At 55.0% G+C, this 20,907-nt stretch carries 23 protein-coding genes; 9 read left to right on the forward strand and 14 right to left on the reverse strand.

Features of this window, described 5'->3' with window-relative positions; genetic code table 11:
• Positions 1–90: 90 nt before the first annotated feature.
• From argS to speE, 4 genes are all read right to left on the reverse strand, one after another.
• The gene (gene argS / locus DZC51_RS03935) at positions 91–1,761 is read right to left on the reverse strand and encodes an arginine--tRNA ligase (RefSeq protein ID WP_157294068.1); all 1,671 of its coding nucleotides are present in this window, start codon (positions 1,759–1,761) and stop codon (positions 91–93) included.
• Complete coding sequence (locus DZC51_RS03940; RefSeq protein ID WP_157294069.1) at positions 1,758–2,210, reverse strand: YwiB family protein; 453 nt, start codon at positions 2,208–2,210, stop codon at positions 1,758–1,760. Before DZC51_RS03940 ends, argS begins: the two co-directional genes overlap by 4 nt.
• A 112-nt stretch (positions 2,211–2,322) precedes the next feature.
• On the reverse strand, positions 2,323–3,195 hold the full coding sequence (gene speB / locus DZC51_RS03945; protein WP_157294070.1) for an agmatinase: 873 nt from the start codon (positions 3,193–3,195) through the stop codon (positions 2,323–2,325).
• Positions 3,192–4,034: a polyamine aminopropyltransferase gene (gene speE, locus DZC51_RS03950; protein WP_157294071.1), complete on the reverse strand. Its 843-nt coding sequence runs from the start codon at positions 4,032–4,034 to the stop codon at positions 3,192–3,194. Before speE ends, speB begins: the two co-directional genes overlap by 4 nt.
• Before the next feature lie 235 nt (positions 4,035–4,269).
• Here speE and DZC51_RS03955 point away from each other — a divergent pair, with 235 nt between their 5' ends.
• Positions 4,270–6,333, forward strand: coding sequence for a transglycosylase domain-containing protein (locus tag DZC51_RS03955; protein ID WP_157294072.1), 2,064 nt, complete (start codon positions 4,270–4,272; stop codon positions 6,331–6,333).
• A gap of 321 nt (positions 6,334–6,654) precedes the next feature.
• Here the strand turns inward: DZC51_RS03955 and DZC51_RS03960 are convergent, their stop codons facing one another.
• From DZC51_RS03960 to DZC51_RS03970, 3 genes are read right to left on the reverse strand one after another with little or no spacing between them, the layout of a single operon-like run.
• On the reverse strand, positions 6,655–7,173 hold the full coding sequence (locus DZC51_RS03960) for a YwhD family protein (protein WP_157294073.1): 519 nt from the start codon (positions 7,171–7,173) through the stop codon (positions 6,655–6,657).
• A 58-nt stretch (positions 7,174–7,231) separates the two neighbouring features.
• Positions 7,232–7,738, reverse strand: a complete 507-nt coding sequence (locus DZC51_RS03965) for a YwgA family protein (RefSeq protein WP_157294074.1) — start codon at positions 7,736–7,738, stop codon at positions 7,232–7,234.
• A gap of 21 nt (positions 7,739–7,759) precedes the next feature.
• Positions 7,760–9,058, reverse strand: a complete 1,299-nt coding sequence (locus DZC51_RS03970; RefSeq protein WP_157294075.1) for an HD domain-containing protein — start codon at positions 9,056–9,058, stop codon at positions 7,760–7,762.
• A gap of 211 nt (positions 9,059–9,269) precedes the next feature.
• Between DZC51_RS03970 and DZC51_RS03975 the strand changes: the two genes are divergently transcribed.
• Entirely contained in the window at positions 9,270–9,902 is a 633-nt protein-coding gene (locus tag DZC51_RS03975; RefSeq protein WP_157294076.1) for an RsfA family transcriptional regulator, read from the forward strand.
• A gap of 94 nt (positions 9,903–9,996) precedes the next feature.
• Here the strand turns inward: DZC51_RS03975 and lipL are convergent, their stop codons facing one another.
• Entirely contained in the window at positions 9,997–10,839 is an 843-nt protein-coding gene (gene lipL / locus DZC51_RS03980) for an octanoyl-[GcvH]:protein N-octanoyltransferase (protein ID WP_157294077.1), read from the reverse strand.
• 206 nt (positions 10,840–11,045) lie between these two features.
• Here lipL and hemQ point away from each other — a divergent pair, with 206 nt between their 5' ends.
• The gene (gene hemQ / locus DZC51_RS03985) at positions 11,046–11,798 is read left to right on the forward strand and encodes a hydrogen peroxide-dependent heme synthase (protein WP_157294078.1); all 753 of its coding nucleotides are present in this window, start codon (positions 11,046–11,048) and stop codon (positions 11,796–11,798) included.
• Between the two features lie 73 nt (positions 11,799–11,871).
• On the opposite strand, the gene DZC51_RS03990 is transcribed toward hemQ, so the two are convergent.
• Complete coding sequence (locus DZC51_RS03990) at positions 11,872–12,729, reverse strand: sugar phosphate isomerase family (protein WP_157294079.1); 858 nt, start codon at positions 12,727–12,729, stop codon at positions 11,872–11,874.
• Positions 12,730–12,813: 84 nt separating this feature from the next.
• Here DZC51_RS03990 and DZC51_RS03995 point away from each other — a divergent pair, with 84 nt between their 5' ends.
• Both DZC51_RS03995 and gerQ read left to right on the forward strand, forming a co-directional pair.
• Positions 12,814–13,233, forward strand: a complete 420-nt coding sequence (locus DZC51_RS03995; protein ID WP_157294080.1) for a cell wall hydrolase — start codon at positions 12,814–12,816, stop codon at positions 13,231–13,233.
• Positions 13,234–13,253: 20 nt separating this feature from the next.
• Positions 13,254–13,622, forward strand: a complete 369-nt coding sequence (gerQ, locus tag DZC51_RS04000) for a spore coat protein GerQ (RefSeq protein WP_198304051.1) — start codon at positions 13,254–13,256, stop codon at positions 13,620–13,622.
• 125 nt (positions 13,623–13,747) lie between these two features.
• Here the strand turns inward: gerQ and DZC51_RS04005 are convergent, their stop codons facing one another.
• The 4 genes from DZC51_RS04005 to DZC51_RS04020 form a co-directional block, all read right to left on the reverse strand.
• The gene (locus DZC51_RS04005) at positions 13,748–14,125 is read right to left on the reverse strand and encodes a DUF423 domain-containing protein (protein ID WP_157294081.1); all 378 of its coding nucleotides are present in this window, start codon (positions 14,123–14,125) and stop codon (positions 13,748–13,750) included.
• A 22-nt stretch (positions 14,126–14,147) separates the two neighbouring features.
• Positions 14,148–14,411: a YwdI family protein gene (locus tag DZC51_RS04010; RefSeq protein ID WP_157294082.1), complete on the reverse strand. Its 264-nt coding sequence runs from the start codon at positions 14,409–14,411 to the stop codon at positions 14,148–14,150.
• 80 nt (positions 14,412–14,491) lie between these two features.
• Positions 14,492–15,175, reverse strand: coding sequence for a uracil-DNA glycosylase (locus DZC51_RS04015; protein WP_157294083.1), 684 nt, complete (start codon positions 15,173–15,175; stop codon positions 14,492–14,494).
• Positions 15,176–15,180: 5 nt separating this feature from the next.
• Positions 15,181–15,897, reverse strand: coding sequence for a DUF4230 domain-containing protein (locus DZC51_RS04020; RefSeq protein WP_157294084.1), 717 nt, complete (start codon positions 15,895–15,897; stop codon positions 15,181–15,183).
• 202 nt (positions 15,898–16,099) lie between these two features.
• On the opposite strand from DZC51_RS04020, the gene thiD reads away from it, so the two are divergent.
• The 4 genes from thiD (at position 16,100) to DZC51_RS04040 (ending at position 19,675) form a co-directional block, all read left to right on the forward strand.
• Positions 16,100–16,933: a bifunctional hydroxymethylpyrimidine kinase/phosphomethylpyrimidine kinase gene (gene thiD / locus DZC51_RS04025; RefSeq protein ID WP_157294085.1), complete on the forward strand. Its 834-nt coding sequence runs from the start codon at positions 16,100–16,102 to the stop codon at positions 16,931–16,933.
• A 153-nt stretch (positions 16,934–17,086) separates the two neighbouring features.
• Complete coding sequence (locus tag DZC51_RS04030) at positions 17,087–17,437, forward strand: YojF family protein (protein WP_157294086.1); 351 nt, start codon at positions 17,087–17,089, stop codon at positions 17,435–17,437.
• 13 nt (positions 17,438–17,450) lie between these two features.
• Positions 17,451–18,152: a bacillithiol biosynthesis deacetylase BshB2 gene (bshB2, locus tag DZC51_RS04035; protein ID WP_157294087.1), complete on the forward strand. Its 702-nt coding sequence runs from the start codon at positions 17,451–17,453 to the stop codon at positions 18,150–18,152.
• A 164-nt stretch (positions 18,153–18,316) separates the two neighbouring features.
• Complete coding sequence (locus DZC51_RS04040) at positions 18,317–19,675, forward strand: YjiH family protein (protein ID WP_157294088.1); 1,359 nt, start codon at positions 18,317–18,319, stop codon at positions 19,673–19,675.
• A gap of 206 nt (positions 19,676–19,881) precedes the next feature.
• Here DZC51_RS04040 and DZC51_RS04045 read toward each other — a convergent pair whose 3' ends face one another.
• On the reverse strand, positions 19,882–20,760 hold the full coding sequence (locus tag DZC51_RS04045; protein ID WP_157294089.1) for a GNAT family N-acetyltransferase: 879 nt from the start codon (positions 20,758–20,760) through the stop codon (positions 19,882–19,884).
• Positions 20,761–20,907: the final 147 nt, after the last annotated feature.

Raw genomic sequence — 20,907 nt, forward strand, 5'->3', positions numbered from 1 at the left:
ATGAAATATAGCAATGTCTCATCAGTTTTCCGCCGCAACCTGAAAACCGGCCCCGTGAGCCGAAGCTGAGAGGGGCCGGTCATAATGATTTTACATCCGTTCCGGTGCGGCAACGCCGATCAGGCGCAGTGCGTTGGCAACGGTCGTACGGGTTGCCGTGACAAGCGCAAGGCGTGCCTCCGACAGTTCCTTGTTGTCCGGGTCGACAACTTTGTCTGTCGAGTAGAACGTATGGAATGCCGATGCAAGTTCCTGAATATAGGTTGCGATCCGGTGCGGTGCGCGGAGCTTCGCAGCATCCGCGACAACCTGAGGGAAGTCGCCGATCTTCTTCATGAGATCAATCGCCTTCTCACTGTCCTGGAGCAGTCCGACATTCTCTTCGGAACGGAACAGTCCGGCGTCGTCCGCCTGGCGCAGAATCGAGCAGATGCGTGCATGTGCGTACTGTGCGTAGTAGACCGGGTTTTCATTGGACTGGGACACTGCGAGGTCCAGGTCAAAGTCCATCTGGGAATCGCCGGAGCGCATGATGAAGAAGTAGCGGACCGCGTCCAGGCCGACCATTTCCACCAGCTCGCGCAGCGTGACCGCCTTGCCTGTCCGCTTGCTCATCTTGAACTTCTCTCCATCTTTGTACAGCTGGACCATCTGGGACACAATCACTTCGAGCGTATCATTGTCGTAGCCGAGTGCTTCGATTGCCGCCTTCATGCGCGGGATGTAGCCATGGTGGTCGGCACCCCAGATGTTGATCAGCTTGTCGAAGCCGCGCTGGAGCTTGTCCTCGTGGTAGGCGATGTCCGGCGTCAGGTACGTATAGGAGCCGTCCTGCTTGATGAGGACACGGTCCTTGTCGTCGCCGAAGGTCGTTGAGCGGAACCAGGTGGCGCCGTCCTGCTCGTAGACATGGCCGTTTTCTTTAAGTTTATCGAGTGCTTTGTCGATCTTCCCGGACTCATAAAGCGTCGATTCGGAAAACCAGTTGTCGAACTTCACACGGAAGTCGGCAAGGTCCTGCTTGATCTTGTCCAGCTCGATGCCGAGGCCATGTTTGCGGAACCAGTCGAAGCGTTCCTGTTCCGGCATCTTGGCGAATTTGTCGCCGTGTTCCTGCGCGAGCGCATTGGCGATCTCAATGACATCCTTGCCCTGGTAGCCGTCCTCCGGCATTTCGCGTTCCTCGCCGAGCGCCTGGAAATAACGGGCCTCGATGGAAAGTGCCAGATTGTTGATCTGGTTGCCGGCATCATTGATGTAGTATTCGCGGGAAACGTCATAGCCTGCAAAATCGAGCACGTTGGAGAGCGCATCGCCGATCGATGCGCCCCGGCCGTGGCCAAGGTGCAAGTCGCCGGTCGGGTTTGCCGAAACGAACTCGATCTGAACTTTCTCACCGCCGCCTGCATCGCTGCGGCCGAAGTTCTCGCCCTTCTCCAGCACATCTTTCACGACTTCTCCGAGATAGTCGGTCTTCACGCTGATGTTGATGAAGCCCGGGCCTGCGATATCGACGGACTTGATCGGTGTGTTGTCGGTCTCCAGATTGGAGAGGATTGCTTCCGCGATGGCACGCGGCGGCTTTTTCGCTAGTTTCGTCAGCTGCATTGCGATATTGGTGGCGTAGTCGCCGTTTTCCTTGTTTTTCGGCGTCTCAAGCATCACATCAGGCATGTCTGCGCCTTCCGCGAAGCCCGCCTTTTCCACCGCGCTGCCGAGCGCGTCCTTTAGCTGCTGTTTAATCTGTTCCACTGTGCTCATGCTTTTCCCTCCGAATAAATAAATTCCACATCATAGGTGCCGACAGTCTCGCTGCCCGACAACAGATCATAAGCGGCCGCAAACCGCCCTTGGGATCCCGGTTCATAACGGACCGAATCGGTTTTGACCGTCAGCGGAAGGTCCATGCTCCCGTTGCCGTAGCGGCCCTCCCGCCGCTCGCCCGGGACGAGGGGAAGCCGCATCGAGACGTCGCCGTTCCGCATGATGAGACCTTCTTCGTGACCCAGGCGGACCATCGTGCGGATCTCCTGTCCGTCTGCTGTTTCCTTAAAACTCAGATACGTTTTTCCCGCTTTCTCGATCAGTTGGCCCTCCGCCCGGATGAAGTTCCGGAACGGCTTCTCGCCCGGTTGGCGGACCGTCGTGACAAGGCGGATACTGACCGCTCTTCCTTCCTCGGGTATATTCATCTGGATGCCCCCGTTCATAGTCATTCCCCTATTATATCCCGCCCGTCAATGGGATTTCAATGATAGGTGCACCCGTTATGCCCTCAAAACAAAAGGTGATGCGCAGGTTTTCCTGCCATCACCTTTTCGTTTATTTTACAAATCCGAGCAGCATCTCCCGGAACAGCTTGCTGGCTGTGTTGACAGTCTGTTCGGACGGGTCGTAGACAGGGGCGACCTCGACAAGATCGAAGCCGGCGACCCTGACACGGGATTGTGCAATTTCATGGATCGACGCGAGCAGCTCGCGGGACGTGATGCCGCCGCAGTCGACCGTGCCCGTGCCCGGCGCATGGGCGGGGTCCAGGACATCGATGTCGATCGTCACGTAGACCGGCCGCCCGGCAAGCGTCGGAAGCACTTGCTTGAGGGGCTCGAGCACATCGAATTTCGAGATGTGCATGCCGTTTTCACGGGCCCACTCGAACTCTTCCTTCATCCCAGATCGGATGCCGAACGAATAGACATTGTGAGGACCGATAATATCAGCAATCTTGCGGATCGGCGTCGAGTGGGAATGTTCCTCCCCCTCATACTCGGTCCGGAGGTCGGTATGCGCGTCGATGTGGATCACAGCGAGATCCTCATTCGCGGCAGCCACTTCCTTCATGACCGGAAGCGACACAAGGTGCTCGCCGCCCATCCCCGCAGGCACTTTGCCGTCAGCCATTAGCTGACGGACAAATCCGGCGATCAGCTCCAGGGATTTTCCGGCGTTGCCGAACGGGAGCGGGATGTCCCCCGCATCATAATAGCGGATGTCATCCAGTTCCCGATCCAGATACGGGCTGTATTCCTCAAGCCCGACAGAAGCTTCACGGATGCGCGCGGGTCCGAACCGGGATCCCGGACGCCAGCTGACCGTCCAGTCCATCGGCATGCCGTAGATTACCGCATCTGCCTCATTGTAGCTGGTCCCGCTTTTGATGAACACATTGCCGGAGTAGGCTTCGTCGAATTTCATTCGCCTTCTCCCTCCGCCAGGTCACGGACAAACTTCGGCAGCACGAAAGCCGCCCTGTGGAGTTCGCTCGTGTAGTACTTCGTATCGATGTCATGGAACCGCTCTTCCTTCACTTCAAGCGGGTCATGCTTTTTCGAGCCTAGCGTGAAGCACCAGAGTCCGCTTGGATACGTCGGGATGTTGGCGGTGTACATGCGTGTGACCGGGAAAATCTCCCTGACATCCTTCTGCACCTGGCGGATCAGATCTGCCTTGAACCACGGATTGTCGCTTTGAGCGACAAACAGGCCGTCCTCTTTCAGCGCCTTAGAGATGCCGGCGTAGAATCCTTTTGTGAACAGGTTGACCGCAGGGCCGACGGGCTCTGTCGAATCGACCATGATGACATCGTATTCGTTTTCGGACTCTGCGATATGCATGAATCCGTCACCGACACGGACCTCCACCCGCGGGTCCTCAAGCTTGCCCGCGATTGAAGGCAAGTATTTTTTCGAATACTCGATCACTTTGCCATCGATGTCGACCAGGACCGCCTGTTCGACCTGAGGATGTTTCAGCACCTCACGGATCACGCCGCCGTCACCGCCGCCTACGACCAGCACTTTCTTCGGGTCAGGATGGGTGAACAGCGGCACATGGGCGACCATTTCGTGGTAAACGAATTCGTCACGCTCCGAGGTCATGACCATTCCGTCGAGGAACAGCATGTTCCCCCACTCCTCAGTCTCCGCCATCTCCAGCAGCTGGAAATCCGTCTGTTCGACGTGAAGCGTCTGCTTGATTTTCATTGTGATTCCAAAGTTTTCGGTCTGTTTTTCCGTATACCATAACCCTGCCATGGGCTGCATTCCTCCTTCATTAAAGGGAAACGTCCCGCACTGCCTGTATTCCCGGCCTCCACGAAACTAAGCTTCATTATACGGCCAGCGGTCTCCGTTGCAACTATTTTTTTAATAGAATGGCGTCTTGGAACTCATCGTCCGGACCTGAACCGAAACTTGTCCAAAATCCGCCGGATGAAATGCCCGCTGTCTGTGCATACTTGCGGAAAAGCGCACGAAAGGCGGGAATGCGGTGAAACGGGCACATCTCAAACGGAAGCGGAAACGGCAAATGCTCATGAAGCGGCTGCTGCTTCTATCCCTGAGCCTCGGCGTGGCCGGGCTGGTCATGTACGGCGCGCTCCTCATCTATATCCATTCGGCCGGTCCCCCTTCCCTGAAAGTGCCGAACGCGACCGTGTTCCTTGACCGTAATGGCGATCCGATCGGCGACCGGCATTCGGGCGAGCGCCGTTACTGGGCTTCCCTCGAGGACATGTCCCCGTTTCTTGCCGATGCGTTCGTCGCCGTCGAGGACAAGGACTTTTATGAACATAAGGGGTTTGACTACTCCCGGATTGCATCAGCCGTGCTGAAGGATGTCAAATCGTTCCGCAAAGCGGAAGGCGCGAGCACAATCACTCAGCAGTATGCCCGCAACCTGTTCCTGACCCACCAGAAAACCTGGACACGAAAGATCAACGAGGCAGTATACGCCAGAAGGATCGAAACGTTCTACGACAAGGACACGATTCTGGAAGGCTACCTGAACACGGTCTATTTCGGCCATGGAATGTACGGTGCCGAAGCGGCAAGCAAATTCTTTTTCGGTAAGGATGCGAAGGATCTGACCCTGGCTGAAGCAACGTTGCTTGCGGCTGTTCCGAAAGGGCCGTCGGTCTATTCCCCGGTCGTTAATCCGGAGGCCGCAGCGGGACGCCAGAAAATCATCCTCAATTCGATGGTGCGCGAAGGGTACGTGACACGTGAGCAGGCGGACCATGCCCTGAACCAGCGGATAGCGCTTAAGCATGACCAGTGGGACGCGGGTGAAAAAGTTGCCCCATACTTCTTGGACGAGGTATGGCGGGAAGCTGAAAAACGTTTGGACGAAGCCGGACGCGACATCGCTGAAGGCGGCTGGACGATCCGGACCACGCTCGACCCTTTCCACCAAAAGACGGCGGAATCGGCAGCGGAGAAATGGATGCCCGATAACGGGCTCCAGTTCGGATTTGTCACAATGGAGCCGGAGAGTGGACAGATCACTTCCCTGATCGGCGGTCGGGATTATGCAACGAGTCCATTTAACCGAGTCACCCAGGCTGAGCGCCAATCCGGCTCAGCAATGAAGCCGGTGTTGTATGCCGCAGCGCTTGAACAGGGGTTTACACCGCTCACTTTCCTGAAAAGCGAGCCGACGGTCTTTACCTTCGATGACGGTCGCCAGGAATACGAACCCAAGAACGTCAACGGCAAATTTGCCGAACGGCCGATTTCACTTGCACAGGCACTTGCCATCTCCGACAATATCTTTGCCGTAAAGACACTTGAGGAGATCGGTTACAAGCCGTTCAAGGATATGGCCGCCCGCCTCGGCATCACCGGAAACTTTGTTGATGCACCGGCAACCGCACTCGGCACGACCGAAGTCACCCTCTATGAGATGACAGGTGCCTACAACCGGATTGCCTCAGGCGGCAAGCGTGTGGTTCCGACGACCATCCTGTCGATCACCGATTCCGCCGGAGAAACCGTCTACCTGAGCGGTGAAGAGGACAAGGAACAGCGTGAAGTGCTGGATCCGGCAGATGCCTTTGTCCTGACACAGATGATGACAGGCATGTTCGACCCTGTCTTCAGCGACTACACCCCGGCAACAGGCCTGTCTATGCGGCCGAGCCAAACACGCCCGTATGCGGCAAAGTCCGGAACGACACTTTCTGATCAATATCTGATCGGGTTCTCCACGACCCTCACCGCCGGGATATGGGCCGGCTACGACGAGGGACGCCGTCTCACCGAGAATAGCGACAAGATGGCGGCGAAGAAGATGTGGATTGAGTTCATGGAAAATGCCCATGCCGGCTTGCCCCCGGAACCGTTCACCCAGCCGGAAGGCATCACGGGTGTCATCGTCGATGTCGAAACCGGCGGGCTTGCCGTTGATGGGTGCGGAAAGCAACGACTTGTTTACGTAAAAGAACGGAATGTGCCGCGGAAGCTCTGCACTGACCCGACCCTTCGGCAGGAACGCTCCAAGGACACGAAAGACGGCGGGCCGATCAGGCTGTTCCCGTTCTCATTCTTTGACTGAAGCGCAGCTCGGGCAATTCTGATGAGATGTTGACATAGTCGGTTGAGACGTCAACATAGTGGATTGAGACGTTAACATACTGCAGTGAGACGTTGACATACCCTGCTAAAATTGCTGTCCTATTAATTTGTGGCAACCAAAAACCAGCCCCGCCCCCCGGAAATCGGGGGCGGGGCTGGTTATGTGCGCCGTTAGCTAGACGGCGCACTGTCCTAGCTTGTATTCAGCAAGCGTTAATCCAAGTTTACTCCCTTTTCGGGAGCGGTTCAACCGGCTGGAGTGCTGCCGGCGAAACTGTCAAAGATCGTTCATAATTACAGATCAGCCGGTGACGCCGAGTGCTTCCTGGAGTTCAGGGCTCCGTTCCCACAGTTCCGGGTTCTGTTCCTGCAGGAATTCCGCAAGCACCTTTTTCGAACGCTCATCCATCTTGTCGACGATGACATGGCGCTTCAAAGCCTTGTCCAGCAGGTTCACATGTTCCGGCAGGCTCTTGTAGCCACGCCGCTTCTCGCGGTTGACGACCATCTCGGCAGCCGTGACACCGGCGAAGTAAGGGCCCTCTTCCTTATAGTCGATGGCGACCCAGACGAGCCAGTACGGCTTTCCTCCCGCGGAATCCTCGCGGTCCGATGTGAACTTGACGCCCCGCTCCGTCTTGCTCCGGGCATGCAGCGCACCGATTTCCACCTGTGCGAGCTCCTCTTCCACGTCGATGATGACAGGCGATACGTTTTCAAGCGAGATCGAACCGATGCCGAACCCTTTATGGCCGGCAGTCGGATTGTCGCGGATGATCGTGAACTCCATTTTCGGTTTCGGTTTTTCTCCGTTGGCCATGATCATACCCCCTTCCCTGCATTATAGCCAATCCACCCGCACTGTTGGAAGCGGAGGCTCACTGGCGGATACAGGCGGAGAGGTCCCCGATAAAGTCAAAAGCCTCGTCCATCTCCGCGTCTGTGTAATTCAGCTTGTTCTTGACGATATGTACTTTCGCAATCTGCTCTTCCCGCGGCAGGTGATCAAAATACAGCAGAGTGGAGACCAATTCCAGGAAACGGGAACTCCTTTCCTTCATCCGGCCGATGCAATCACCTAGTGTGTCCGGGACTTCGTCGGCGTCACCGATGAAATCCCTGCCTTCGCCGGTTACCCGGTAGCTGTATTGAACATATGAACCCTTGTCCTCGCAATTTTCCGCCAGGAAGCCCATTTCGCACAGCTCCTCGATACGGAGCGTCAGCTCTTCCGAGTAAGGGCCATAAATATGGAGTTCATATTTTTCCTGGAACGGGAAGTCCATCTTTTTGGCGATGTAGATCATCTTCTGCAGCTTCTTCCGCCCGGTCACCCCATCAGCCATTGAAATGAACTGAACAAGTTTTGCATGTTCCTGAAGCATCAAAAATGCCCTCCCTATTTTCTATGTGTTCAAGATGCTTAGGATTTGTTGCCTGAGCACTTTTTTCTTCTTGCCTTCCCTGAGCATGTCCTCCGGGAAATAGAGTTTATGGTCCGTCCGCCGTTTGCCGGAGATGGCATCGACGATGTCGGACTCGCGGGAAAGCTCCCGCAGTTCGCCGTCCCTCATGAGCAGATGAATCGGCAGCCGCTCTTCTTCCTCCCCCGGCCGGTAAAAGTCGTACGGCAGGTCGGAAGAGGAATCGACGACCAGATAATAATCCGGGTCGATCCCGGCTTTCCGGAACAGGGCATCCAGTTCACCGAGTTTCCGATATTCCTTGGCCGGGTTGAAATCGATGTATTGGAACAGCCGGCGGTTCACGAACCGGTCGCACAGGTCGGAGAGGATTTCGTCTTCCTCCCGGATCCATGCTTCGAAATAAGTCATGAGGATGTATTCATCCAGCGCAATATAATCAGTAAGATCGTAAGTTTTGTCGAAAAACGACTTAAAGTGGACAGGCTCCTGCTTGAACGTATACCCTTCTTCGCTCAAAACTTTCGCCCTCTGCAAAATTTTCACGAGAATTACTTCCGCCGAGCGGGATACCGGATGGAAATAAACCTGCCAGTACATCTGGTACCGGCTCATGATGTAGTCCTCAACCGCATGCATGCCGCTTTGCTTGATGACGGCCTGTTCTTCTGACGGGCGCATGACCCGAAGGATGCGCTCCATATCGAAATGGCCATAACTGACTCCCGTGAAGTAGGCGTCCCGCTGAAGATAATCCATCCGGTCGGCATCGATCTGGCTTGAAATCAGGCTCACGACCAGCTTGTCCGGATAGGTCTTCCCGATGACGTCCGCCACTTTTCGCGGAAAGTCCTCGCTGACCCGCCGGAGGACCGCATTAACTTCGGTGTCCCCGAGCAGGATCTTCTGCGTGAACAGCTCATGATCCAGGTCGAACACCTTCTCGAACGCATGGGAAAACGGACCGTGTCCGAGGTCATGGAGCAGCGCCGCGCACAGTGTCACAAGCCGCTCGGAATCATTCCATTGCGGCCGCCCGCTGAAACTGTCGTCGATGATGCGCCGGACAATCTCATAGACGCCGAGAGAATGATTAAAACGGCTGTGTTCCGCCCCGTGGAACACGAGATAGGTCGTGCCGAGCTGATGGATGCGGCGGAGCCGCTGAAATTCCCTGGTTGCGATCAGGTCCCAGATCACCTGGTCCCTCACGTGGATATACCGGTGAACCGGGTCTTTAAACACTTTTTCTTCACTAAGTTTTTGTCTGGCATAGTCCATCATCTGGCACCTCCCCGAAACAGTGGGTCCTTCCAGTATACCCTGTCCGGCTCTTGTTTGGAACGGTCGCCGGCCTCCTTCTTCCTCCTAAAATCAAATCCGAAAAGATGCGCATTCTCCGACATTTCCAAACGAAACGGTATAAAACGCAGAGTGACGGTGCAAACTGACACCAGGCAAACATTCTATGAAGATGGCAGGAGGTACACAAATGGTGAAAGTAAGACAGGATGCCTGGGTAGAAGAAAACGATCGGCTGCTCGCGGAAACGGTGCTGCGGCATGTGCGCGAAGGGAGCACTCAGCTCAATGCGTTCGAAGAAGCCGGAGATGCGATGAATCGTACGGCCGCGGCCTGCGGATTCAGATGGAACGCAGTCGTCAGGAAAGAATATGAGAAAGAGCTTGCCGAAGCGAAAAAAGAACGCAAGGCAACCATGAAGGCGATGGGCAAAGATTTCCGCCGCAAGAATTCGGGACTCTATGTCGTGCCGGACGGGGCGGAAGGAGAAGGACGGGCGGCGATCCGGCTGTCGAATCTCTCGCTGGATGTGGTGATCGCCTATCTGATGCGTCTTCAGCATACGAATCTCGCGGACCAGGAGACGATGAAGTGGAAGCATACTGCCGAAGCGGCCGAACGCCGCGTGGGTGAGCTCGAGAACGAAGTTGCACGCCTCGCCAGGGAAAATGACGAGATCCGTGATGACTATGAGCAGTTCGTGCAGATCATGAACCGTGCACGCAAACTGGTTGCGTTCGAGGAGGATGAGAATTCTTCGGCCGTCTTCCGGATGGAGCAAAACGGAAATCTCGTGAACAGCGAAGAGCAGCAGGCGCACTGATGCCGCGGTTCAAGCATAAAGAAATGGCAAGGATATACCATCGCCTGCGGAATCAGGCGGCGGAGTCCTTGCCATTTCTTTGATTTTCCAGGCTTCAGATGCCCTCGAGCAGTTTGGCGTTCCGTTCGACCACCCGCTTCAGATAGATCGCGTACAGGTCGATCTCCTCCCCTTCAAGAAGGCTGTTGCGGACGTCTCCCGAAAGAGTGTGAAGCAGCCGGCGGACGCGGCTGTTCAGTTCGGTGACGGTGACCGGCTGACCAAGCAATTCGCTGAGAGAAGCCATCACATCCGGCCGGATGGACGGATAGTCGAACTTCGTCTCTTCCCCCTTCAGACCGGCCTCGTACATGTCCCCGATCAGTCGTGCACGCTCAGAGCCGCTGCCTTCCGCACAAAGATAAATCTGGACGGCGATGCCTCCCCTGAGTCTTCGCTGGGAAATTCCGGCGAACTTTCTGCCGCCAATGCTCAAGTCGTACGACCCCGGACAATAGGAACCGACAATCTCATAGGCCTCAATCCTGTCCGCTACTTCAGGCAACAGCATGCGGACAAACTCAAGCATGACCTCGTAGCCGGCCGGGATGTCGATTGGCCGGCCTTTCTCGGACAGCGAAATTGTGATGTTCAGGATGCCTTCATCCAAGACGACAGCCAGCCCCCCGGAATTCCGGACGATCGGGCGCCAGCCATTCAGCCGGAGAAGCTGCGCCGCATCTTCGATATACGGCAGCCGATGGTCCTGGATGCCGAGGACGATGGTCCTGTCATGCACCCAAGTACGCACGGCCGGCAGACTTTTCTGCTGTCCGACGACGTGGCAGAGTGTGTCGTCCATAGCGAACGACTCAAGAGCGGAGCGGCCGAGCCCGCTCACCGACTGATCGATGAACCGCCAGGCCGGCTGCCGGAGAAGTTGAAGTGTTTGATCCATAGCAATATCTCCCAAATATCTGATCCGTCCCCCGGTACATACCGGACATGGGACGGTTTTTCATTCCAGTGTCAAGCATACACAAAATGCGCCCAAACGGAAAACCGGGACTTTTTCACAAATCGGTGACACAGGGTCTTGCTTGCGGACCGCGCCTGCCTTCTGTGATAGACTGAAGCCATATGATCCCAAAGGAGTGTTTCCACATGAACGAAGCTGCAATCACACTGGACGGCTGGTATGTCCTCCACGACTTCCGCACGATGGACTGGGCATCGTGGAAAGCCGTTCCTGCAGAAGAACGGAAAGCGGCAACCGATGAATTCATCGCTTACCTCGACAAGCTCCAGAAAGCTGATGATGAAAAAACGGGCAGCCATGCTTTCTATACAGTAGTCGGCCAAAAGGCGGACTTTATGCTGATGATTCTCCGTCCGACGATGGACGAACTTCAGCAGCTTGAAGCCGAGTTCAACAAGCTCGCGATTGCGGACTACACCATCCCTACGTATTCTTACGTGTCGGTCGTCGAGCTGTCCAACTACCTGGCTAAGGAGTCCGATGAGGACCCATACCAGAACCCGTATGTCCGCGGACGCCTTTACCCGGAACTTCCGCGCTCGCAATATGTGTGCTTCTATCCGATGGACAAGAAACGCGAAGGCGAAGACAACTGGTACATGCTCGATATGGAACAGCGCCGCGATCTGATGAAAAGCCACGGCATGATCGGCCGCGGCTATGCCGGCAAGGTCAAGCAGATCATCTCCGGCTCCGTCGGCTTCGACGACTATGAATGGGGCGTCACGCTCTTCTCGGACGATGTGCTCCAGTTCAAGAAACTCGTCTATGAAATGCGCTTCGATGAAGTGAGCGCGCGCTACGGCGTCTTCGGTTCGTTCTTCGTCGGCACGATTCTCCAGGGCGATGAACGCGTCTCTTTCTTTAATGTCCAGTAAAAAAATGTGCCCGGCTGCCATCTTTGGCTGCCGGGCATTTTTTGTTGCGGCCGGGCTCTCCGGCAAACGTGCGTCAGCGTTTCAGATAATCCATGAACTCCTCTTCAAGTGTCATCGTGTCCCAATCGGTGAGCGCCGCGTCCATCCCCCGTAGTTCTGCGCGGTGTTCGATAAAGTCGTCCGCGACGTAATAGCCGAGACGGGGAACGCCGTGCCGGGCACCGCCGGAAAGGCGGAACCACTCTTTATCCTTCCTGTCATTCCACCCTTCCCTCATATCTTCAAGAAACACTTCATGCAGCTTCCTTCTGTTCGCCATATAAAATCCGTAGCCTTCCTCGCCGAGCGCTCCAAATGAAATATAGTCCGGACGGCCCCTGCCCGGGACAGCGAGTTTGGACAGATATGTGGCGCCGCCTTCAGACAAAAGCGTGACGAGCGGATGGCTCCAGTCCACCTTCCGCCACCAGGTTTCCCCAAAAGCTTCGGCACTCATGCGGTGGTGGACGATATGTCCCGTCTCGTGGGCTGCGACAAGGCGCAGATTGCCGGTATCCGGAGACAGCATTTCAAGCGCATAGAACACCTCATCCTTTTCCGGGCCCGCGACAAATGCGTTTGATCCGAAAGCGCCGACAAACAGATGATGGTCATTGTCGGCGTCGATGCCGGTCAAGCTGCGGTAAATATCACGCACATTTTCGATCTCCTCGGGAAGCCGCTGGCCGGCAAGTGAAATGTCTTCGGCCTTCGCCGGATATTGCTCGATCGCCCGGATCAGCCTCTCATCTGTCTTTGGGCAGTAATCCGGGAAGTACACGCCGAAAATTTCAGGATACCGGCTGTAATAATCCAACAGCCCGTCCTTCGTCTTCAGTTCCCCTCTGTCCAGCCGTTCCATGAACTCATAGACCGTATTATTGATCGCCACTGGAATTCTCCTCCCGTCCAAATCCGAATATAAGGAATGTACCCTCCTCCCTCCTCATATAGTCATTAGCGAGGGGGTCAGACGGTGGCGGTTGTACGAGCAAATGAAAAAGAAGTGCAACTGCTGGCGCGCCTCATGCGCGCCGAAGCAGAAGGGGAAGGCGACCTCGGAATGCTGATGGTCGGCAACGTCGGAGTCAATCGGGTCCGTGGCGACTGTTTGGATTTCGGGGACATCCGGACCATTGAGCAGATGGTCTTCCAGCGGCCCGGCGGTTTCGAGGCGACGACAAAAGGCTACTTTTATCAGCGTGCCCGTGAACAGGACATCCGCCTGGCCCGCCGGGTCATTAACGGGGAGCGGTTCCATCCGGCAACCCGCTCACTCTGGTTTTTCATGCCGGAGGGCGACTGTCCGGCACAGTGGTATAACCAGTGGAATACCGGCCGCTTCAAGTCGCACTGCTTCTTTTCGCCGTCCGAAAGTGATTGCCCGACAGTCTAAGGAGAGAAAGGTGGAACCACATGGTCCAATACTATTGGAATCCGAACATGCGGCCGATGCCGATGCAGCCGATGCAGCAGCCCCAGCAACAGGTCGTCCCTCCGCAGGTGACACTGCCGACGGCCCCTCCGCGTCGGAACGAGGAATCCTACATTGAGAACATCCTCCGTCTGAACCGCGGACAGCCCGGCACGTTCCATTTCTCGTTCGAACATGGGGACCGGCAGACCACATCGAAGGTTGTGCGCGGATTTGTCGAGGCGGCCGGGCGGGATCACGCCATCATCAGGGAAGCACGCACCGATCACCGCTTCCTGTTCCCGATGATCTACTTTGACTACGCGGAGTTCGACGAAGAGCTCAACTACTTCGACCAGGCACCGAGATAACGTAAAGAGCCATCCGGCGCGGATGGCTCTTTACGTTATCTCGGAAGTCTGAATAACAGCACTCCATTGGTATAACAGAACAGCAAAACCTGCCGCCAAATGAAACGAGGGCCGGCTTCTACAACTTATACATGCTTGACGGCTGCAATGATCAGCATAATCCATCCGGCGATAAAGGCGACGCCGCCGATCGGCGTGATGGCGCCGAGGATGCCGATCTGGGTCAGCGCAAGCACATAAAGGCTGCCGGAGAAAATAATGATTCCCGCCAGCATCAGCCACCCTGCCCAGTTCAGCTGCGAAGCTGCGCCGAGAAGCGCCTGGCTCTGCAAGATACCGATCAGAATCAGGCCGAGCGCATGGTACATCTGATACTTGGCTGCCGTCTCCCAGATAGCGATGTAATGATCAGAGACCTTGCCTTCAAGGCCGTGAGCCCCAAAAGCGCCCATACCGACAGAAATCATTGCATTCACCGCACCTGCTATCAAAAAGAATTTCACTTATTTCCCCTTCTTTCAGCAATTAAAAGTCGAAGATGGAATCGCCGTTGGCCCCGTCCTCTTCACGCTTTGGCGCGGCGGGAGAAACGCCATTTGGATCCGCCGGCGCGGTAAGCGGCATCGGCTTCACTTCCGGCAGTTTGTTCCGGGGCCGGCTGCCGAGCGCCGCTTCGGACAATGCGCGAATGGCGGCAATCGATTCCCGCTGTGCGGCAGGGTCGCCTGCGCTTCTGGCCGCCTGAAGATGGCGCTCCATCTCTTCGAGGATCCGTTCAATCGGAATCATCCGATCCCCTCCATTCCGTTAAAAGTGTATCATATAACGATTTGCATTCTGGCGCCGGAACCGTACAATCCCGTGACAATTCACCGGGCGATTGTGCGGCACCAGTCGATCTCTTTTTCTCCCCACTCCCTCAGCAAAGCATTTGCCCGGCTGAACGGCCTGCTGCCGAAAAATCCGCGCTTTGCGCTGAGCGGGCTCGGATGCGGTGACTCGATCACCGCATGCCGCTCCATATCGATCAGTTTTTTCTTTTCCTGTGCGGGACGTCCCCACAGAATAAATACGATGGGCTCATCGCGCGCTGATAGCTTCCGGATCACTTCATCCGTGAGCGTTTCCCAACCTTCACCGCGGTGGGAATGCGCTTCGCCGGACCGCACAGTGAGAACGGTATTGAGCAGCATGACACCCTGCTCCGCCCATCCGGTGAGCGTCCCCTCATCGGGGATTTCACAACCGATGTCTTCTTTCAGTTCCTTGAAAACATTGCGCAGGCTGGGCGGTTTCCGGATGCCCTTTTTCACGGAGAAGCTGAGTCCGTGCGCCTGTCCCGGACCATGGTAGGGGTCCTGGCCGAGGATCACGACCCTGACCGACTCATATGGCGTCAGTTCGAACGCTGTCCAGATGTCGTTCATCGGCGGGTAGATTTCTCTTTCGGCATACTCCTGTTTGAGGAACTCTCGCAACTCCAGATAATAAGGCTTAGAGAACTCGTCCCCGATCACATCCTGCCAGCTGTTATTCAGGATCTCTTTTACCATTACAGTCACTCCTTGAACTCGACTTCAACGTCATAACCCGAGAACGAGTACATTTGCTTCAGAGTCTTTACCGCATTCTCTCTGGCCTGGTTGAGTACGCCCTGTTCGGTCGCCTCCTTGATCATCATTTCCTGGGCCTTTTTGTCAAGTTCATATCCCTTTTTGATATCCGGAGGGTTACGGAACAGTCCTTCATGAGAAAACACTTTCCTCTCGTCAACGTGGATTTCGGGCTCCCCCAGGAACTCCGGCTCCGGCACGGTGAGTTTAATAGTCTTGGCATCCTCGTCAATAGAGATGTCATTCTCTTTTACTTTGCTGAAATCGATGCCCGCCTTGACCGATCCCGGGATAATCACGAGAAACTCGCGCTTGGTCCCCGGAATATCAATTCCGAGGCTCATTCCGAACAACTCATTATCCGACTCATCGATGATCACTTTCGTATAGGCTTCTGCCGTCACAAGTTCGCTCAGCTCCTGAACTCTCTCAATGACGGCCCCTTCTTCAGTCAATGTACTGCCGCCGGCGAGCATCTTCAATGTGACCACCGGAAGGATGACGGCAAGCAGGAGAAGCGGGACCGCAATCCACAGGAACCTCTTCAGCGCCCGGCTGCGCCTCTTCCCGTCGCGCCCCACTGCCGGAGCTTCCCAGGTCTCCTCAACCGTGACCGCCGTCTCCTCATCAGTGCGGCCTTTTTTTCCGTTGCTTCCAGCCATGTCCACTCTCCCTTCTCCCGCAATCGGGTAAATCTTTCATTCTTCTACAATACCCGATGTCTCCCGGTTCACGCACGCATAGAGAGCGGCAGAGGCTGCACCTGCGCATTTCTATGCGGTGAAATCAATTTTTCGTGAAATGCCTATTTTATTTGTTACAATAAGAACATTCAACTAACTATCCTAAAAGGAGTCCTGAATCATGACACTGAAAAAGACACTCACAATCGCAGGATCCGATACATCGGGCGGCGCCGGCATCCAGGCCGACCTGAAGACTTTCCAGGAGCACGGAACATACGGCATGACCGCGCTTACCGTCGTTGCGACAATGGACCCGGACAACAACTGGAGCCACGGAGTCTATACACTTCCGATCGACGTTCTGAAAGCCCAGCTGAAGACAGCCCTTTCCGTCGGCATCGATGCGGTGAAGACCGGCATGCTGAGCACCGAAGACGTCATCCGCACTGCAGGCGAAGGCATCAGGGAAACCGGCACAAGCCATGTCGTCATCGACCCGGTCATGGTGTGCAAGGGCGAAGACGAAGTCCTGAACCCGGGTACGGTCGATGCGATGATCGAATTCCTGCTGCCGCTTGCTGAAGTCGTCACACCGAACTTGTTCGAAGCGGGCCAGCTGTCCGGTCTCGGCAAGCTGACGACCATCGATGACATGAAGAAAGCCGCGGAGAAGATCCACGATCTTGGCGCGAAAAATGTCGTCATCAAGGGTGGAAAGCAACTCCAGCATGAAAAAGCTGCCGATCTTTTCTACGACGGCTCCAAGTTCCTGCTTCTCGAATCCGAAAAGCAGGACACGCTCTACACACACGGTGCCGGCTGCACATTTGCGGCTGCCATCACCGCGAACCTCGCAAATGGCCTCAGCGTAGAGGAAGCCGTCATCGAAGCGAAGAAATTCGTCGCTGCCGCGATCGCTCATGGCTGGAAGCTGAACCAATATGTCGGTCCGGTCCTGCACGGCGCGAAAAACCAATACGGTCCGGCAGAAGCCACCGTAACAGAAGTCTGATGCACTCCAAACGGCCGGTCCTCCCGGCCGTTTTTTTGTTGTATGAAAAAACCCCTTGCTTTCGCTACTTCTCCTTGGAGCGCACTTTTCGCATTCCCGGCTGATGTTCTTTATACTGAATACGATATAGGTAACTGGAGGAGGCCTGAAAATATGGAAAAAGTGAACCCTGAAGAACTTCAGCGCCTCATCGATTCGTTCGCCGGCAAAGAGCTTTATATCCATCTGGAGACGACGAACGGTTCGTATGCGGCCCATTTCAACGAAGGATTCTTCAATGCCGGCGCCTTCATCCGAAATGCCCAGATCCGCTTTGAACTGGGCAAGGTAGCCGGCGAAGCCCCACACCGGGTCGGGCTCAAACTGCCCTACGGCTGGGTGTATGCACAAGGCATTACACATTATGAACTCGATGAACACGGTCGCCTGCTCATGGCCGGGCTCGACGGCAGCGGTAAACTTGCCGTTGCGCTTGAACTGAGCGAGACGCCGTTCGCATACTAAGGAGTGGAACGATATGGCTGAAACGATTGAAAAAGAGCGTGCAGTCCTTGTTGTCTTTCCTCACCCTGACGACGAGGCCTTCGGCACATCCGGGTCGCTCTCCAAATATGTGGATATGGGTGTGCCTGTCACATATGCCTGCCTGACCCTCGGCGAGATGGGACGGAATCTCGGCATCCCGCCATTCGCCACAAGGGAGACGCTTCCCGAAGTCCGCAAGAAGGAACTTCAGGCGGCAGCGGACGCCATCGGCATCAAAGATCTGCGCATGATGGGATTCCGGGACAAGACAGTCGAGTTCGAGGATGATGAAAAGATGGTCCAACTCATCAGCGGCCTCATCGATGAACTGGATCCCTCTCTCATCATCTCGTTTTACCCGGGATACTCGGTCCATCCCGACCATGAGGCCACGGCCCGTGCGGTCGTCCGCGCGGTTCGCAGGCTGCCGGAAGATCAACGTCCGAAGCTCTACCTCGTCGCATTTGCAAACGATACGGAAGAAGGCCTCGGCCAGCCCGACGTTGAGCATCAAGTTTCGGAAATGCTGGACAGGAAGATGCGTACGCTGAAAGCCCATTCTTCCCAGACAGCCTACATGTTGGAAGGTCTCGAGGCGGCGATTGCGGCCGGTGAAGCCGAGGCCACTGAACGGTTTGCCAAGGAACGTTTTTATCGTTATCGCTGGCATGAGGATTTTGAAGAATCCTTTTGACGCCGCACCCCCTCCCTGCTATTGTGGGGAGGGGGATTTTTTGTGCCGGAATTGGCTGAATTCACTTTCATTTGCAGGGGGATTTACTTATTCACGATAGTGAATTATTATGTAAAAAAGTGAATGTCAAAACCGGTAAAATTAATATTGGGGGATAATAAAAAATGCAGAAAACTAGTGCATCGACGTGGATCTGGTTCCTGATTCCGTCGATCATCGGAGTCTTCCTGTTCATGATTCCGATTATATATAATGGCGAATGGGTGGTTCCGATCGCCATTCTTGCCAACTGGCTGGCAGGCATCGTCACGCCGATCATTCTTTGGGTCGCGGTCGCGGTTCTTATAATCGCCGCGCTCGGCTCTGTCATCATGCTGTTCGCTCCAAAAAAGGCCTCTTCTGAACGCGGATTTTGGCATGATCTGTTCGGCGTTTCGCTATTCTGGACGGTCGTAAGAGTAATTGGCGCCCTATTCGCAGTCATGACTGCTTTCAAGCTCGGACCAGAAGCGGTCTGGAGCGGAGACACGGGCGGTCTTCTCCTCGATCCTGCTGACGGGCTCGTCACGTTCCTCTTTACGATCTTTATTTTTGCGGGTCTGTTGCTGCCGCTTCTCATGAACTTCGGACTGCTGGAGTTTTTCGGTACGATGATGGTGAAAATCATGCGTCCGCTCTTCAAGTTGCCGGGCCGTTCATCGATCGATGCACTTGCTTCATGGGTCGGGGACGGCACGATCGGTGTTCTCCTTACTGATAAACAGTACCAGGAAGGCCACTATACGAAAAAAGAATCAGCAATCATCGCCACGACTTTCTCAGTCGTGTCAATCACGTTTTCCATCGTCATTATCGATACAGTCGGGCTTTCAAAATACTTCCTGCCGTTTTACGGTACTGTCATCCTGACCGGTCTCATTTTGGCATTTGTCATGCCTCGAATCTATCCACTTTCCCGAAAAAAACAAGAGTATATAGATGGACGTGAGTTCACAGGCGAAGAGGAAAAAGTGCCGGCCGGATATAATTCGTTTACACACGGTGTGGAAAACGCCCTAACCAAGGCACATGCAAACCGTAATCTCGGCAAGATGCTCACGGACGGCATGAAGAACGTACTGGATATGTGGTTCGGCGTGATCCCAGTCGTCATGGCGTTCGGAACACTGGCATTGATCATAGCCGAATACACCAGCTTCTTCCAGATAGTAGGCAAGCCGTTCGAGCCTTTCCTCGCGCTTCTGCAGATTCCGGAAGCGGCAGAGGCGGCGCCGCTAATGATTGTCGGATTCGCGGACATGTTCCTCCCGTCAATCCTTGCTTCTGGCACAATTGCTTCCGAGGTCACTCTTTTTACAGTGGCTGTCATCTCGGTCGTCCAGCTGATCTATATGTCTGAAGTCGGAGGCCTGATTCTCGGCTCCAAGATCCCTGTCAATTTCTTTGAGCTGTTTGTGATCTTCCTGCTTCGGACCGTGATCGCCCTTCCGATCGTCGCACTGATCGCCCATATGCTGTTTTAAATGCCAAAACCGCCCTTCCTCTGGAAGCGGCGGTTTTTGATGCTGTTTTTTTGTATGGATTTAGTGCCAGTATTTTGCATGGCGTAGTACGAAGTACCGGGCTTGCTCCATATGCGATATTGCTATCCATAGTACGAAACGGGCCTCTACGATATTGGGGGGTTTGTCCGATAACCGTTGCCATGATCAGAAACGCCTGCCCCTGTTCAGTCCAATTCAAGACGGCAAGCGTTCAGCCGGTGAAGAAGCTTAAAGCCCGCTGCTTCGTAAAGGCCAAGGGCCGCCTCGTTATCAGCACTGACAGTAAGGCGGACTTCTTCGATCGAATCATGGCGGAACAGTTCGGAAAGCCCTGCCCGAAGGAGCTTTTTAGCGAGCCCCTGACTTCGGTATGCCTCCCCCACCGCAAGAAACTCGATGCTCCCTTCCCCATGGATCGGATCAGCCTCGGTATAGACATATCCCATCACACCTGTTTCCCCATCGGGAATGACGAGGAGCCGGTGCTGATCATCCCTGATATCCAAAATCTCTTCCGCAGACAGATAGGTATCGGGAAAAGCATGATCGTGCAGTGACCGGAACGCCTCTTCATGATGTTCTTCAGCCGGGATGGCCGGGTTCTCTCCGGTCGGTACCTCTCCCGACTTGACCTGCAGAATCAGATGTCTGCCGATATGGGTTCCTCCCAGCTGTTCGATCATCGCCGACACATCCGTATTTTCTTCATTCACGAAAAACAGAAATGACCGGACATTCTCCAATCTCTGTACAGCCTCGCTCCACATCGGCATGGCCACATCCCTGAAAGGCAAGTCTTCACTGACAAAAGGCCCCCACACTTCCGCGATACCATCGTCACTATCTATATCGAAGCCGACCGCTCCGACGATCCGCCCTTCATTTTCCGCCATGAAAAATGACTGTTCAAATCCTGTATCGGAGAAATCCTTTTCCAGCGTATGCCAGATCTCCTTTTCCTCCTCGCCACAGAAACCGATATGATTCGTGCGGTGGATGTTCAATGCCGCAATAAACTTTGCAGCCTCCGCGGCATTGCTTGCCGTCCTCACCCGAATATCCATCATGCCGCCCCCTTTTCCCCTACTCTACACATTCTGGGCAAGGCATTCACCCCCCAATCAAAAAAACCGCCGGATACCCGGCGGCTCAGACTGTAGACAAAACGTACCCAGATGAAATCTTTCTGGGTACGTTTTGTCATTCATGTG

The organism is Bhargavaea sp. CC-171006 (assembly GCF_009761675.1).
Taxonomy (GTDB): domain Bacteria; phylum Bacillota; class Bacilli; order Bacillales_A; family Planococcaceae; genus Bhargavaea; species Bhargavaea changchunensis.